At 71.0% G+C, this 11,497-nt stretch carries 11 protein-coding genes and 3 pseudogenes; 8 read left to right on the forward strand and 6 right to left on the reverse strand.

From position 1 onward, the window contains the following. Positions 1 to 588 (forward strand): RICIN domain-containing protein (locus tag ACZ6AQ_RS26710; protein WP_468763060.1); only part of this gene is annotated, 588 nt, incomplete at its 5' end. Between the two features lie 60 nt (positions 589 to 648). On the opposite strand, the gene ACZ6AQ_RS26715 is transcribed toward ACZ6AQ_RS26710, so the two are convergent. After that, positions 649 to 1,155, reverse strand: coding sequence for a hypothetical protein (locus tag ACZ6AQ_RS26715; protein ID WP_468763061.1), 507 nt, complete (start codon positions 1,153 to 1,155; stop codon positions 649 to 651). A gap of 40 nt (positions 1,156 to 1,195) precedes the next feature. Further along, positions 1,196 to 2,290 carry a hypothetical protein gene (locus tag ACZ6AQ_RS26720; RefSeq protein ID WP_468763063.1) on the reverse strand — a complete coding sequence of 365 codons (1,095 nt, stop codon included), beginning with the start codon at positions 2,288 to 2,290 and terminating at the stop codon, positions 1,196 to 1,198. A 405-nt stretch (positions 2,291 to 2,695) separates the two neighbouring features. On the opposite strand from ACZ6AQ_RS26720, the gene ACZ6AQ_RS26725 reads away from it, so the two are divergent. From ACZ6AQ_RS26725 to ACZ6AQ_RS26735, 3 genes are all read left to right on the forward strand, one after another. Continuing rightward, entirely contained in the window at positions 2,696 to 3,415 is a 720-nt protein-coding gene (locus ACZ6AQ_RS26725) for a hypothetical protein (RefSeq protein WP_468763065.1), read from the forward strand. A gap of 62 nt (positions 3,416 to 3,477) precedes the next feature. Further along, positions 3,478 to 5,310 carry an FG-GAP-like repeat-containing protein gene (locus ACZ6AQ_RS26730; RefSeq protein WP_468763067.1) on the forward strand — a complete coding sequence of 611 codons (1,833 nt, stop codon included), beginning with the start codon at positions 3,478 to 3,480 and terminating at the stop codon, positions 5,308 to 5,310. A 361-nt stretch (positions 5,311 to 5,671) separates the two neighbouring features. Beyond that, positions 5,672 to 5,800: a hypothetical protein gene (locus ACZ6AQ_RS26735; protein ID WP_468763069.1), complete on the forward strand. Its 129-nt coding sequence runs from the start codon at positions 5,672 to 5,674 to the stop codon at positions 5,798 to 5,800. Between the two features lie 134 nt (positions 5,801 to 5,934). Here ACZ6AQ_RS26735 and ACZ6AQ_RS26740 read toward each other — a convergent pair whose 3' ends face one another. Further along, positions 5,935 to 6,165: a hypothetical protein gene (locus tag ACZ6AQ_RS26740; RefSeq protein ID WP_468763071.1), complete on the reverse strand. Its 231-nt coding sequence runs from the start codon at positions 6,163 to 6,165 to the stop codon at positions 5,935 to 5,937. Beyond that, positions 6,162 to 6,659: a hypothetical protein gene (locus tag ACZ6AQ_RS26745; protein WP_468763073.1), complete on the reverse strand. Its 498-nt coding sequence runs from the start codon at positions 6,657 to 6,659 to the stop codon at positions 6,162 to 6,164. The genes ACZ6AQ_RS26740 and ACZ6AQ_RS26745 overlap by 4 nt, the downstream gene beginning before the upstream one ends. A gap of 520 nt (positions 6,660 to 7,179) precedes the next feature. Between ACZ6AQ_RS26745 and ACZ6AQ_RS26750 the strand changes: the two are divergent. The 3 genes and pseudogenes from ACZ6AQ_RS26750 to ACZ6AQ_RS26760 form a co-directional block, all read left to right on the forward strand. After that, a pseudogene (locus ACZ6AQ_RS26750) lies at positions 7,180 to 7,674 on the forward strand (phosphotransferase); the annotation flags it as partial. A 200-nt stretch (positions 7,675 to 7,874) separates the two neighbouring features. After that, positions 7,875 to 8,168, forward strand: a complete 294-nt coding sequence (locus ACZ6AQ_RS26755; RefSeq protein ID WP_468763075.1) for a hypothetical protein — start codon at positions 7,875 to 7,877, stop codon at positions 8,166 to 8,168. After that, complete coding sequence (locus tag ACZ6AQ_RS26760) at positions 8,165 to 9,214, forward strand: zeta toxin family protein (protein ID WP_468763077.1); 1,050 nt, start codon at positions 8,165 to 8,167, stop codon at positions 9,212 to 9,214. The genes ACZ6AQ_RS26755 and ACZ6AQ_RS26760 overlap by 4 nt, the downstream gene beginning before the upstream one ends. 230 nt (positions 9,215 to 9,444) lie before the next feature. Here ACZ6AQ_RS26760 and ACZ6AQ_RS26765 read toward each other — a convergent pair whose 3' ends face one another. Beyond that, complete coding sequence (locus ACZ6AQ_RS26765) at positions 9,445 to 10,374, reverse strand: NAD-dependent epimerase/dehydratase family protein (RefSeq protein WP_468763079.1); 930 nt, start codon at positions 10,372 to 10,374, stop codon at positions 9,445 to 9,447. Positions 10,375 to 10,396: 22 nt separating this feature from the next. Continuing rightward, positions 10,397 to 10,660 (reverse strand): annotated as a pseudogene (locus tag ACZ6AQ_RS26770) (aldehyde dehydrogenase family protein); the annotation flags it as partial. 209 nt (positions 10,661 to 10,869) lie between these two features. Here ACZ6AQ_RS26770 and ACZ6AQ_RS26775 point away from each other — a divergent pair. Further along, a pseudogene (locus ACZ6AQ_RS26775) lies at positions 10,870 to 11,370 on the forward strand (TetR-like C-terminal domain-containing protein); the annotation flags it as partial. Positions 11,371 to 11,497 lie beyond the last annotated feature (127 nt).

The raw sequence follows: 11,497 nt of genomic DNA on the forward strand, positions 1-11,497 counted from the left end.
GGCCCGGCGACCGAGGCTCCGCTGAACAACCCGGTGGGGCTCGCCATGGACCGCACCGGCGCTCTCCACGTCGCCGACCACGTCAACCACCGGCTCCGGAAGGTCGCGGCCGCGAGGGCGGCCGGCCTGCCCGACTCGGGCACGGTCGCCTCCTGGGCCAACGTCCGCAGCAGGCTGCGGATGGGGATCCACCGGGAGTCCCTCAAGGACGGGGCCGAGGTCCATCAGTCCCTCGCCTCGCCCCGGGACCACCAGCGGTGGCGGTTGATCGAGGTGGGCCGGGACGGCGGTGACGTCCTGTACCGGATCGAGAACGTGCGCAGCGGCAAGGCCCTGGAGGTGGCCGAAGCGCGGGGGACGGCCGGAGCGGTGATCGCGCAACGCGCCTACGAGGGGGACGACGCCCATCATCAGCATTGGAGGCTGATCCCGGTGGGACCGGCGACCGACACTCCGCGGGTGTTCGAGATCGCGAACCGCGACAACGGCCTGCTGCTGCGGGTCGACACCAACGCCCGCACGGCCGTCAAGCAGGACGGGGCGGAGGACGACCACCGGGGCCGCCGGTGGCAGTTGCTTCCCGCGTAGCGCGGAGGGGGCGGGGGCGGTTTCGCCCCTGCCCCCTCGCACATCCCGGGAGTCGGGTTCTCACCGGGAACCGGAGGGCTTCTCCGCGGTCGCCTTGGGCGCTTGGGGTGCTTCCGGGGCCTTGGGGGCTTCCGGGGTCTTGGGGGGCTTGGCGTAGTCGCTCTTCTTCGGCCTGCTTTCCAGGTCCTCGTCCTTCTGGAGGTCTCCGCGCTCCGACACTGTCGCGCTCGCGTCCCGCATGCCGGCGGAGGCCGCCTCGGTCACCGATCCGGGGTCCTGGGCGTACCGCGCCTGTGTGCCGGCGGCTTCCTGGGTGGCCCGGACGAAGGAGCCGAGGAAGCCCAGGACGGCCCGTGCTTCGGGCGAGGTCTCCTGCACGGTCTTCGCGCGGGAGGTGGCTCCGTGGATCGCGCTGTCGAACAGGCTGGTGCTCGTGTCGTCGTACGCGTCGTCGTCGGAGTCCTCGAAGTCGATGCCCTCGCCGGGCCGGGGCTTCGTGCCTCCGGTGGTCACGGAGAAGAGCCCCGCGCCCTTGCCGGCGGAGTTGAAGATGTTGTCGAACACCATGGTCGTCTCCTCTGGTCGTCCTGGTGGCGGTGTCGCCCGGTCAGGGCTGCTTGTAGAGCGTCTGCGGGCTGATGGTCAGGCTCTCGACGTCGAGCATCGTGTGGTGGACGTCCAGGGCGGAGACCACCTCGGCCAGTCCCTTCATGCGGAAGCCGCCGGGCGCCAGGTCGATGTCGCCGATGTCGCGGGCGACCATCCGGCCGAGGCCGGGGTAGGCCCCGGGCTGCGGGGGCGAGAGGACCGCCACCGGCACGGCGTACTGCACCGCGATCAGCCCGGAGAAGGTCACCGGGATCTCGTAGGTGTACTGCCTGCGGGTGCGCCGCTGCGTGACGAGGGTCTGCACGCGGGAGTTCGGCGGGACCTTGCCGGAGATCTGCGACTTCGAGGCCCAGCTGGTGTTCAGCGAGCCGCCGACGGTGGCCGCGATGCCCAGGGCCAGCTGGGCGTTGAGCGACGCGTTTCCGGTGGCGCTGCCCGAGGTCGTGAAACCCACCGAGTTGGTCATCGTGTTCGACGAGGAGTTCGTCGCGGAACTGCTCGCGGACGTCTCGGTGGTGTTGGCGTTGTCGACCCCGACGCTGTCCTTGCTGTTCTTGTTGGTCACCGTGTTCGCGTTCTTGTTCGCCGTCCCGTTCTGGCACGACGCCGCGAGCTGCGACTGCAGGTCCAGACGGAGCTGGTTCTGCAGTTGAAGCTGCAGCGACGCGCCGACGCTGCCGCCGAAGGTGAGCTTGGCGTCTCCGTGGAGCGACCACGTGACCCCGTTCGACACGGTGAAGTCGACCGAGTCGGTGAAGGTCATCTCGGACTGGCTGCGATTGACGTAGGCACGGGAGGAGAAGGTGTCGGGCGGGGGCTGGCCGATGTCGCCGCGCACCTCGATCAGCGGCTCCCCGAGGTTCATGTAGGCGAGCCAGCCCAGCTGGAACGCGGTTCCGGGGAAGCTGCCGAAGCTCGACTTGTTCACGGAGAAACCGACGGGCTTGTGCTTCACGCCGGAGGGGTCGACGTAGATCAGGTTGGGGTGGTCCAGGATGGACCGCCAGGTCTGTTCGATGTTGAGTTCCCGCAGGTTCTTCTTCGTCAGCGGCTGACGCCTGGCGTCAGTCAGGCTGTATGCGGTGGAAGGCATCTACCCGTCCTCGACTAATTTTGGCCGAACCGCGCTCGGTGAAATGTAAACAGAAATCTGCATACGTTCCGGCAGGCAAAATTACCGCGCCCTCCTTGACTCGGGAAGACGCACCCCCACGTCACCCTCAATCGAGTGATCGGTTTTCGGAAATCGCTTCCGAAACGCCGGTGAAGTGACCTTTCTCCACCACCCGTCACTCGATCGATGACTTTTCGGCATCCTCACCCACGGGTACTTTGACCTCGGGCATTGCCACAGGAGATTTCCCCTTCAGCCATTTACCCGATTTCGGAAACACCTTCGGCAAAGGTGATCCGTTTCGCAGTAACACGGCGTCACGGGCCAGTGGGTCGAGTGCCCGAAAGATTCTTCTCCCCCTTCAGGACAGGTGAGGTTTTCGCGATGTACACCCAAGAGCGCACGGCGATGTCGAACCTGGTGGTCGGCGGCCCGGTGGCGGTGAACAGCTACGACAACGCGATCGTGGCGGCACTGGTCGAGAACCGGCCGGTGATGCTCGTCCATGCCTTCAACGGCGGTTATCTGCGGCCCGCCGAGCTGGGCGAGGAGAGCCACGACAAGGGCGTCCACCTGGCCACCGCCCTCGACCCGGCCACCAAGGAGGCGAAGGGCCACCTCTGGTACCTCACTCCCGCCGGCTTCTTCGGGCAGCGGCCGCTCTACGTCATCGAGAGCGCCGCGGGCCAGGTGACGCCCCAACCCGCCGCCGCAGGCGAAGCCGACGCCGGGCGCGGCGACGACGGCGTCCCCAAGCCGCGGCGCAGGCGCGTCACCGTCCACCAGGACGCCCCTCGGAGCACGGCCGACACCGTCCAGGTCGGCCTCCCCGACAAGGTCGGCGACAAGTGGCGCGGGAAGAACGGCGCGCCCGAGGACACCCAGCTCTGGGTCGTCACGGTCACGCCGTGGGGCGGGATTACCTTCGTGCCCATCACCCACCCCGACGCCATCCTCGGGTTCAAGGACCACGCGGTGACGGCCGACAGCGAGGTGCGCCTCACCCCCAACTGGGGCGGGGACTTCACCGGGACGGTCATCAACACCTTCTACCCGCGCCTGCCCAACGAGTGGAACGTCCCCTACCACCACGTCTTCACGTGACCCGGAGCCACCCCCCCGTCCGTCCCGAACCGACGTCCGCACCGCCTGGAAGAGGCACCACGATGCCCGTACCCACGGAAGAACTGAAGCTGGAGATCGTCAACGCCGCCACGGGGAAGGCCCTCGGCGCCGAGGCCGTACCGGGGCAGGGCGGGACGCTCGTCGTCCGTGAACTCCCCGAGGACGGCCCGGCCCCGGAACGGTGGCAGATCGTCCCCGTGCGGTCCGCGCAGGACGAGCAGGCGTACGTGATCCGCAACGCGGTCAGCGGCAAGGTCCTCGACAAGCCCGCCGTCGCGAACGGCGGCGTCCGCCAGGAAGACGCCGCCGACGGCAGGAAGAGCCAGCAGTGGCGCGTCGTCCCCGTCGAGGGCGAAGCCGGCCTCTGCTTCATCGAGAGCGTGACCGACGACACCGCCCTCGACCTGGGCGAACCCGGCGAGGACGCCACCCCGGTCGTCCTGCGCGCGTACGACGAGGACGCGGAGGGTCAACGGTGGCGGCTCGTCCCCGCCGAGCCCGAGCGCGTCGCGGACCTCGCCCTGCACTGGGCACCGCTGAGCCACTGGAACGGACGCCGGTCCTGGCGGCTGAACCGCTCGGCCGCACTGCGGCCCGTACCCGGGGCGACGCCCTCCTTCAGCGACATGCTGCTCGTCCTCGAACGCTTCGGGAGTGCTCCCGAAGCCGGCGGGTGGAAGAACGAAGGAGCCGCCCCCTCCCCCGACGGCCGGCCGGGTCGGTGGGCCGGCCTCGGCGCGCGGTTCCTGACCGACACCACCGGCGGGGGACGGGCCGAAATCATCGGGCTCAAACCCGCCAAGGGCGCCGTGACATCGGCCGGCCGGGGCGACGGCACGTTCGAGGACGAGGAACGCGTCCTGCACCAACCCTCTTCCTCCTCCAGCCACTTGGACCTGTGGACCCTCGCGGACGTGACGGGTGGCGGCGAGCCCGCCGTTGTCGTACTCGCCACCGACGGCGTCCGGCTCTCTCTCCGCAGCGAGGACGGAACGTTCGCACCCGCGTCCGGCGAGCCGGCTCTCCGGGCGTTCGGCCACGGCGAGCAGGCCGGCGGCTGGCTCGCAAACGAGCACCCCCGCTTCCTCGCGGACACCACCGGCGACGGCAGACTCGACATCGTCGGCTGTCACGACGACGGCGTCTGGATCTCCCTCCAGGACGAAGAGGGAACGTTCGCCCCGCTCGCCGACGAACCCACCCTCAAGGCATTCGGCCACGGAGAAGAGGCCGGCGGCTGGCTCGCGGACAAGCACCCCCGCTTCCTCGCGGACACCACCGGCGACGGCAGACTCGACATCGTCGGCTGCCACGACGACGGCGTCTGGATCTCCCTCCAGGACGAGGACGGCACCTTCGCCGAACCCCTGTACGTCCTCGACGACTTCGGCACCGAGCAGGGATGGGCCTCGGCCGACGAACACCCCCGGTTCCTGGTCGGAACCACTGGCGAGGGGACGGCGGACATCGTCGGCTTCGGCCCCCACGGCGTCGTCGTCGCACGCGGCCTCGGCGACGGCACCTTCGAGCCCTCGAAACTCCTTCTGAACGACTTCGGCACCGCCCAGGGATGGAGCGCCGAGAAACACCTCAGGATCCTCGCCGACGTCACCGGCGACGGAACCCCCGACATCGTCGGCTTCGGCGACGAAGGGGTCTGGGTCTCCCACAACCTCGGCGACGGCACGTTCGACCAGGCCCGACTGGTCTGCCGGGGCTTCGGATACGACGACTCCGCCGGCGCCTGGCGGGTCGGCCGCCACCCCCGCTTCCTCGCCGACGTCACCGGCGACGGCAGACTCGACATCGTCGGCTTCGGCGGCCCGGGAGTGTACGTGGCCCGGAACCTGTACCGCCGCTTCACGACCCGTTAGTCCCCCGAATAGTCCCCCGAAGAAGCCTCCACAGCCGCATCACGACGACCCGCCGCCCATGGGATCGCCGGCCCACCCGGTGCGCGGTCAGGCACGCCGTCACGTGTCGGGCCGCGCACCGACGGCCGCGATGACGCCGCCGAAGCCCGGTGGCCGTCCGCCGCGTGACCCTCTGCGCAGGCGGGCGGCCCGCTGTCGGCCTTCTCCGGGATCGCGTGCCGGATGCCCCGGCGCTGCGGATACGCGGCCCAAGTCCCCACTTCCGGCAGCGTTTTCCCCCGGAGCGACGGGACTCCGCCGCTTCTTCGCTTTCAACGTCGCCGGCGCACTTCGCGCTTTCGACGTGCCTAAAGTGGCCGACGTGGCCGAAATGACCGACGACGCGGCTTTTCCCCTGAACGCCGCAGTCGTCATCGTGGCACTCGCGGAAACGCGTGCTGCCCGGCAGCGCACCGGGGCATCAGAAGCGGAGCGGGAAGCCGTGTCATGACCAGGGCGTGGGCGGGCCGCGCCGGAAAAGCGCCCCCGTCACGATGCCGACGGGTTCCTGACCCGTCGGACCGGTAAGCGGAAGACGGGGCGGGAGGGCCACGAGCGGGGGATCTTGCCGAAGCTCCGCCTGTTTCACTCGGGTGTCGGCGCCGCCGCGCGGTTCCGCCGACGGGCACGCCACCGGCGACGCAGCCGGTCGCCGGCCTCGCCCACCGCGACCAGCAGCGCAGCGGAGGCCGCGCACCGCGCGAGGCCCACAGGCTGTTCCAGGGCCCGGCCCAGCAGCCACATCACCAGGGTGAGCCCGGCCCACCACAACAGGATCGAGACGGTCTCGCGCCCCCGCCGTGCCACCCCCCTCACGCGGCGGCCCTCACGGCCTGGTGCGCCGCCGGAGCCGCGACCACGCCGTCGACGGCGGGCAGGACGCCGACGGCAGCGGTCGCGGCCACGGCCGGGCCGGGTGAGCCGTCGGCCGGCTGCGGGACGCCGTCGAGCGGCGCGGTCGTGCAGCGGGTCAGCGGGGGCCGCCCGAGCGGGCGGGCCGGAGCGAGCCGGGAGCACAGGCGTCGCGGTGTCCGGCCGGTGATCAGGGCCGGCGCGGCGGGGAGCGGAGCGAGAGAGCAGGCGGTGGGGCCGCTCCGGTGCCGGATCACGGACATCGTGGCCTTCCTGTGCGGGGACAGCGGTTCAGCAGCGGCCATGACGAGTCCGGTGGTCGGCACGGTGAACCCGGTGACCGAAGCGGGGAGGCCAGGGCCGAGCGGGACGCACGGGGCGGCGCCGGCCAGGGACAGCGACCCTCCCGTGATCGACATGACGGTTCCGATGCGGTGCTCGGACACGTATTTTCTCATCTTCCGATCGGACGGGGCTCGCGTGGTGGCCGGGCGGCGGGTGCCGTCGCTGCCGGTGGAGGTGCTGCGGTCCGGGCTTCCCGGCTTCTCCAGCCGCCGGCCCGGGTTCTCCGCCGTGCCGGTGTCCGGCGGGGTGCGGTGGGCGGTGGCCCGGGAGATCCCGGCCTCCCGGCCGGGCGGTGCACGCGGCCACGGGCGCGGAACCGGCGCAGTACCAGCACCGCCCGGCGGAGCGGTTCCGGCGCCCGGGGGCCCCTCGGCGTGCCGGTCCGGCGGCGGTGGGCGGCCGGGAGACGGACGAGGTGCCGCACCACGTGGTGCGGAACGTCGAGCGTGGCACCATGGGTGACCGACGTGGAGCCTCCAGCGGTTGTGGGCGTGATCTTGTGGTGGGACCTGTCCTGCCAGGGGCTTCACGCCTGCTCCCGAAGGAGGCTCGCGCATCCGGCATGCCGTCCGCACACGGGAGGTCCACGTGGACACCGAACCGGGTTCCGCAGTCGTCCTGATCACCGGCGTGATGGCGGCGGGGAAGTCCACCGTGGCCGGACTGCCGGCCGGGCGGCTGCCCCGAACCGCCCCCGTGCGCGGTGACGTCTTCCGGCGGACGGTGGTGTCCGGCCGGGAGGAACCGCTGCTCGAGGAGACCGCCGAGGCCAGGGCCCCACTGGAGCTGCGCCACCGGCTGTCCGCACTGGTGGCCGACGAGTACGCGCGTCACGGCTGGACCGCGGTCGTCCAAGACGTCGTCCTGGGAGAAGACCTGGGCCGGTACGTCGCCAGGGTGCGTACACGGCCCTTGTACGGCGTCGTGCCGGCTCCCTCCGCGGCAGCCGTGCGGAGCAGAGAAGCAGAGCGTCCGAAGACCGGATACGCCGCCGCCTGGACGGTCGACGCCCTCGACCGCGCCCTGCGCAAGGAGACGCCGCGCATCGGGCTCCGGCTGGACACGTCGGAGCAGACGCCGGACAAGACGGTCTCAGCGGTTCTCGGCAGCCTCCCCGCCGCCCGGGTACGGGCCGGCCGCCCCGGGTCGGCCGCGGCTCGTCCCACGGAGAAAACCTCCGTCGTCCGGGGTCGGACGCACCGGTCCACCCGAGCGGAGGCCCTCGCCCGCACGGTCTCCGGCAGGTCCACGGCCCGCGACGAAAACAATGGGCACGGACAGCCCTGAGTACCTCAAGCTCCGTTCAAGAGCAAGCAGAAAGGAACGACATGACCGACCCCGTGATCGGCAGTCTGCGTGCGCACACCTGGAACTCCGAGCAGTCCGTCGCCTACGAGGCGGCGATCGAGGCGATCAACGGCGTGGTCGGCGCGTACAGCGCCCTCATCGCCGAGGCCGAGAAGCGCCCCGGCGCGGAAGCCGAGATCACCGAGTACAAGCGGCTGCGCGCCGAGTGCCAGCAGGAGCGCAGGGCGCTGCGGGCCGAGGACGCCCAGAACGTCGCCCGCGTCCGCGCCGACTACGCGGCCCGGCTCCGCGAGTTGACGGAGACCGGCGCGTGAGCCAGGACCATGACGCCGCCCGCCACCAGCTTTCGGCCGAGGAGAACCGGCGGATCTTCGCTGCCGACATCGTGCCGGACCACCTGACCGGTCCTGCTCCACAGGACCCGGCAACCGCCGTCTTCCTGCTCGGCCAGCCCGGTGCGGGAAAGACACGGGTGGCCCAGCTCATCGCCGAACAGCTCGACGCCCGGGGCGGGTTCGCGGACATCGACAGCGACCTCTACAAGCCGTACCACCCGATGTACGCCCGCCTCATGGCCGAGGACGACCGGCTCATGACGCTCTACACCGGAAACGACGGGCGGGCCTGGATGCGCCAGGCCCAGCAGTTCGTCAGGGGCGAGGACCCGCTCTCCGGCGGGCAGAAGATCAACGCCCTGGTCCAGGAGATCGCCATGGACCCTCGGTTCCTGGCCGAGACCATGCGGAAATACCGGGCCGTGGGCACCCGTGTCGACACCTTCGTGCTGGCCGTCCCCCAGGCCCTGAGCGAGCAGGGCATCCTCAACCGCTACCACGAACAGGTCCTCGACCGAGGGCAGGGGCGTCTCACCGTCCCGGAGAAGGCGCGGGCTTCCTACACCGGCATCGTGGACTCCTGCGAGGTCGTCGCACGCGAGGGGCTCGCCGACTTCGCGGCCGTCTACCGTCGCGGCGATTCCCACCCCCGGTTCGCGGCCGACGCGGCCGAACTCGCCCGTGAGCCCCTGGCGCTGCGGCAGGCCGTGGAGCGGGAACGCAACCGGCTCTGGACCCCGGAGGAGTCCCACGACTTCCTCACCGTCCAGCGGAAGCTGCGCGAGGGCCTGCCGGCCGACTTCGGACCGCAGCTCGACCGCATCGACCGACTGGCAGCTCCGCTCCTGACGGCACCGGGGCCCGGCACCTCGCGCATATCGGCCGCGGCCGCCCGCTCCCGCAGCACCACCGTCCGGAAGCCGGACGGACCGGAGCGCGGCTCCGTCCAGGACCCCGGCTCCCGGCAGCAGCCGCACCACCGCCGACCCGACGGGCCCGGTACCGGGCGCGGACGAGCCCGATAGCGAGCCTTCTCCAACCTCACGCCGAGGCGTGAGGAAGGGCGCGTGTGCGCTGTTGTGCCGACGCGGCCACCGCTCCAGGCGGTGGCCGCGGAAGGGCACCCGGACGGAACCACCGGCACCTCGATACGCCTTGCCGGCCCAGCACCGGGCGATGTCCATCGCCCGCGACCTCACCGCCCGGACGGTCGTCCGAGACTTCCCGGGCGGCCGAACAGGCAGGTCAGCGCGTTCTAGGACGTCGCCCGGCCAAGGATTTCACTCATGCCCTCGCGGTACGAGGTGACGGTGAAGTCGGGAAAGCGCGCCGTGAACTTCGAGGCGTCGAAGACGTTGTCACCGCGGTAGCGCGGCAGCAGCTCCTTGACCTCTCCGAGCGGTCCGACGAAGCGGCCGCCGAGGGTGAAGACGGCCAGGGGGAGCACGGTGTAGCGGATCCGGCGGCCGGTGATCTCCTCGGCCACGTGGACCATGTGGGCGTAGGTGAGGCGGTGGGGGTCGATGGGCAGGTGCCAGGTCTGGCCGTAGGCGTCGGGGGTGTTGCCGATCAGGGCCATGGCGCGGCTGGCGTCCGGTGTCCAGATGAGGGACCGGACGGTCTTGGCGCTGACGGGGACGAACGGCCGCTTGCCCGCCTTGATCCGGTCGAAGACGAGCGAGTTGGTCAGGCTCTTGGTCTTTCCCGGGCCGTAGAACTCCGGCGCCCGGCAGATGACGGCGTCGACCTTCCCCGCGTTCATCGCGTCCAGCAGCATCGTCGCGATCTGCGCGCGCACCCGGCCCTTGCGGCCGTTCGGCTTGAAGCGGGTCGACTCGGTCTGCGGGGCGGTCGTGCCCGGGTACATGTAGGTGTTGTCGAAGAAGACGAGTTTGGTGTCGTACTTCGCGCAGGCGTCGATGACGTTGCGCATCATGGCGGGGAACTGTCGTTCCCACAGCTCCGAGTCCATGGGCAGGCCCACGGTGAGGTAGGCGACCTCGCTGCCCCGGACGGCCCGGTCCGTCGCCTCGGGGTCGGTCAGGTCGGCCTTGACGAGTTGGTCGGTGTCGTGGATCTTCTCGGGGTTGCGGCTGACCAGCCGGATGTCGCGCGTGAAGCCGCGGTACAGCTCGCGGGTGAGCTCTTCGCCGATCGGCCCGTTGGCGCCCAGAACCGTATGCATGGGATGTGTCACTCTTTCTTGTCTACTTGACGCCAGGAAGGCGTTTGAGGATCTTCAGGCCCGCGGAAACGAGGCGGGCGCAGCGTGCGGAGTCGATCCCGTCGGGTGCTCCGACCGGGATCAGCCGCTCGACGGCGACGGTCTGGGACTCGGTGTACTTCAGGATGCCGTGCTCGCCGTGGCGGCGGCCCGGGCCGGATGCCTTCATGCCGCCCATGGGCGCGTCGACCGAGCCCCACGCGGCGGCGCAGACCTCGTTGACGTTGACGGTTCCGGCCCGCGGACGTTTCCCAGGGGGTGGGGTCGACGTACGTGTCGCCGATCGCCTCCCCGGTGTCGTCCGTCCCGGGGTCGTTCCCCGGCAGCTCGCGGACCGGGGCAGCCGGTGACCGTACCTTCGCAGGTCGCACGGGCGGGCGTGGGCGTGTTCCGGTGCCGCTTCGGTGGTGACGCTGATCGCGCTTCGGCGTGTCATGTGTTCTCCTCACCCCGCCCGCGGTGCGGCGTGCGGCCCCTGCGTCGCGGGGCGACGTCGCAGACGGGTCAGCCGATCGAGACGTCGGTCCCGGTCACCCCTTTCGGGAAGCCGTGCCCGTCGTGGCCGCGCACCTGGCGGCAGCCCATCCCGCCCCGTCGACGCCGGAGGACCTGGCCGCCGTGGCCGTGGCCTACGTCCGGTTCGCCCTGGAGCACCCGGCCCTGTTCCGCGCGATGTTCGCCGAGCCCTGCGACCCCACCAGCGAGGAGCGGGTCGCCGCGACCGCCGCCATCTCCGAGTACGTCCACGGCATCGTCCGCGACGCCTTCCCCGGCGTCGACGACACCGACGCCCTGGCGACCACCGTGTGGGCCCTCGTCCACGGCCTGGCCTTCCTGCACCTCGACGGCAAGCTCGACACCACCACCCCCGAGGTGGTCGCCGACCGGGTCCGCGCCTCCGTGTTCGCCCTGTTCGCCGTCGCCCCGGCCCTCCGGGAGGCGACCGCGGCCGGCTGACGCGCGACCACCGGAGCGTTCCGCGCGGACACTGAGCTCTTTCAGAGTGGCCACTGATCGAGTGACGCAGGCCGAGTCAGCATGAGGACCGCAACGCACAGGGCTCCTACGACGTTGAGGGAGGTGT

It is taken from the genome of Streptomyces sp. NPDC041191, from assembly GCF_055591945.1.

Excerpts from the sequence above, each read along its gene's own strand:
- ACZ6AQ_RS26720 (WP_468763063.1), bottom strand. The coding sequence starts at position 2,290 with ATGCCTTCCACCGCATACAGCCTGACTGACGCCAGGCGTCAGCCGCTG.
- ACZ6AQ_RS26725 (WP_468763065.1), top strand. The coding sequence starts at position 2,696 with ATGTACACCCAAGAGCGCACGGCGATGTCGAACCTGGTGGTCGGCGGC.
- ACZ6AQ_RS26715 (WP_468763061.1), bottom strand. The coding sequence starts at position 1,155 with ATGGTGTTCGACAACATCTTCAACTCCGCCGGCAAGGGCGCGGGGCTC.
- ACZ6AQ_RS26755 (WP_468763075.1), top strand. The coding sequence starts at position 7,875 with ATGACCGACCCCGTGATCGGCAGTCTGCGTGCGCACACCTGGAACTCC.
- ACZ6AQ_RS26730 (WP_468763067.1), top strand. The coding sequence starts at position 3,478 with ATGCCCGTACCCACGGAAGAACTGAAGCTGGAGATCGTCAACGCCGCC.
- ACZ6AQ_RS26745 (WP_468763073.1), bottom strand. The coding sequence starts at position 6,659 with ATGAGAAAATACGTGTCCGAGCACCGCATCGGAACCGTCATGTCGATC.
- ACZ6AQ_RS26765 (WP_468763079.1), bottom strand. The coding sequence starts at position 10,374 with ATGCATACGGTTCTGGGCGCCAACGGGCCGATCGGCGAAGAGCTCACC.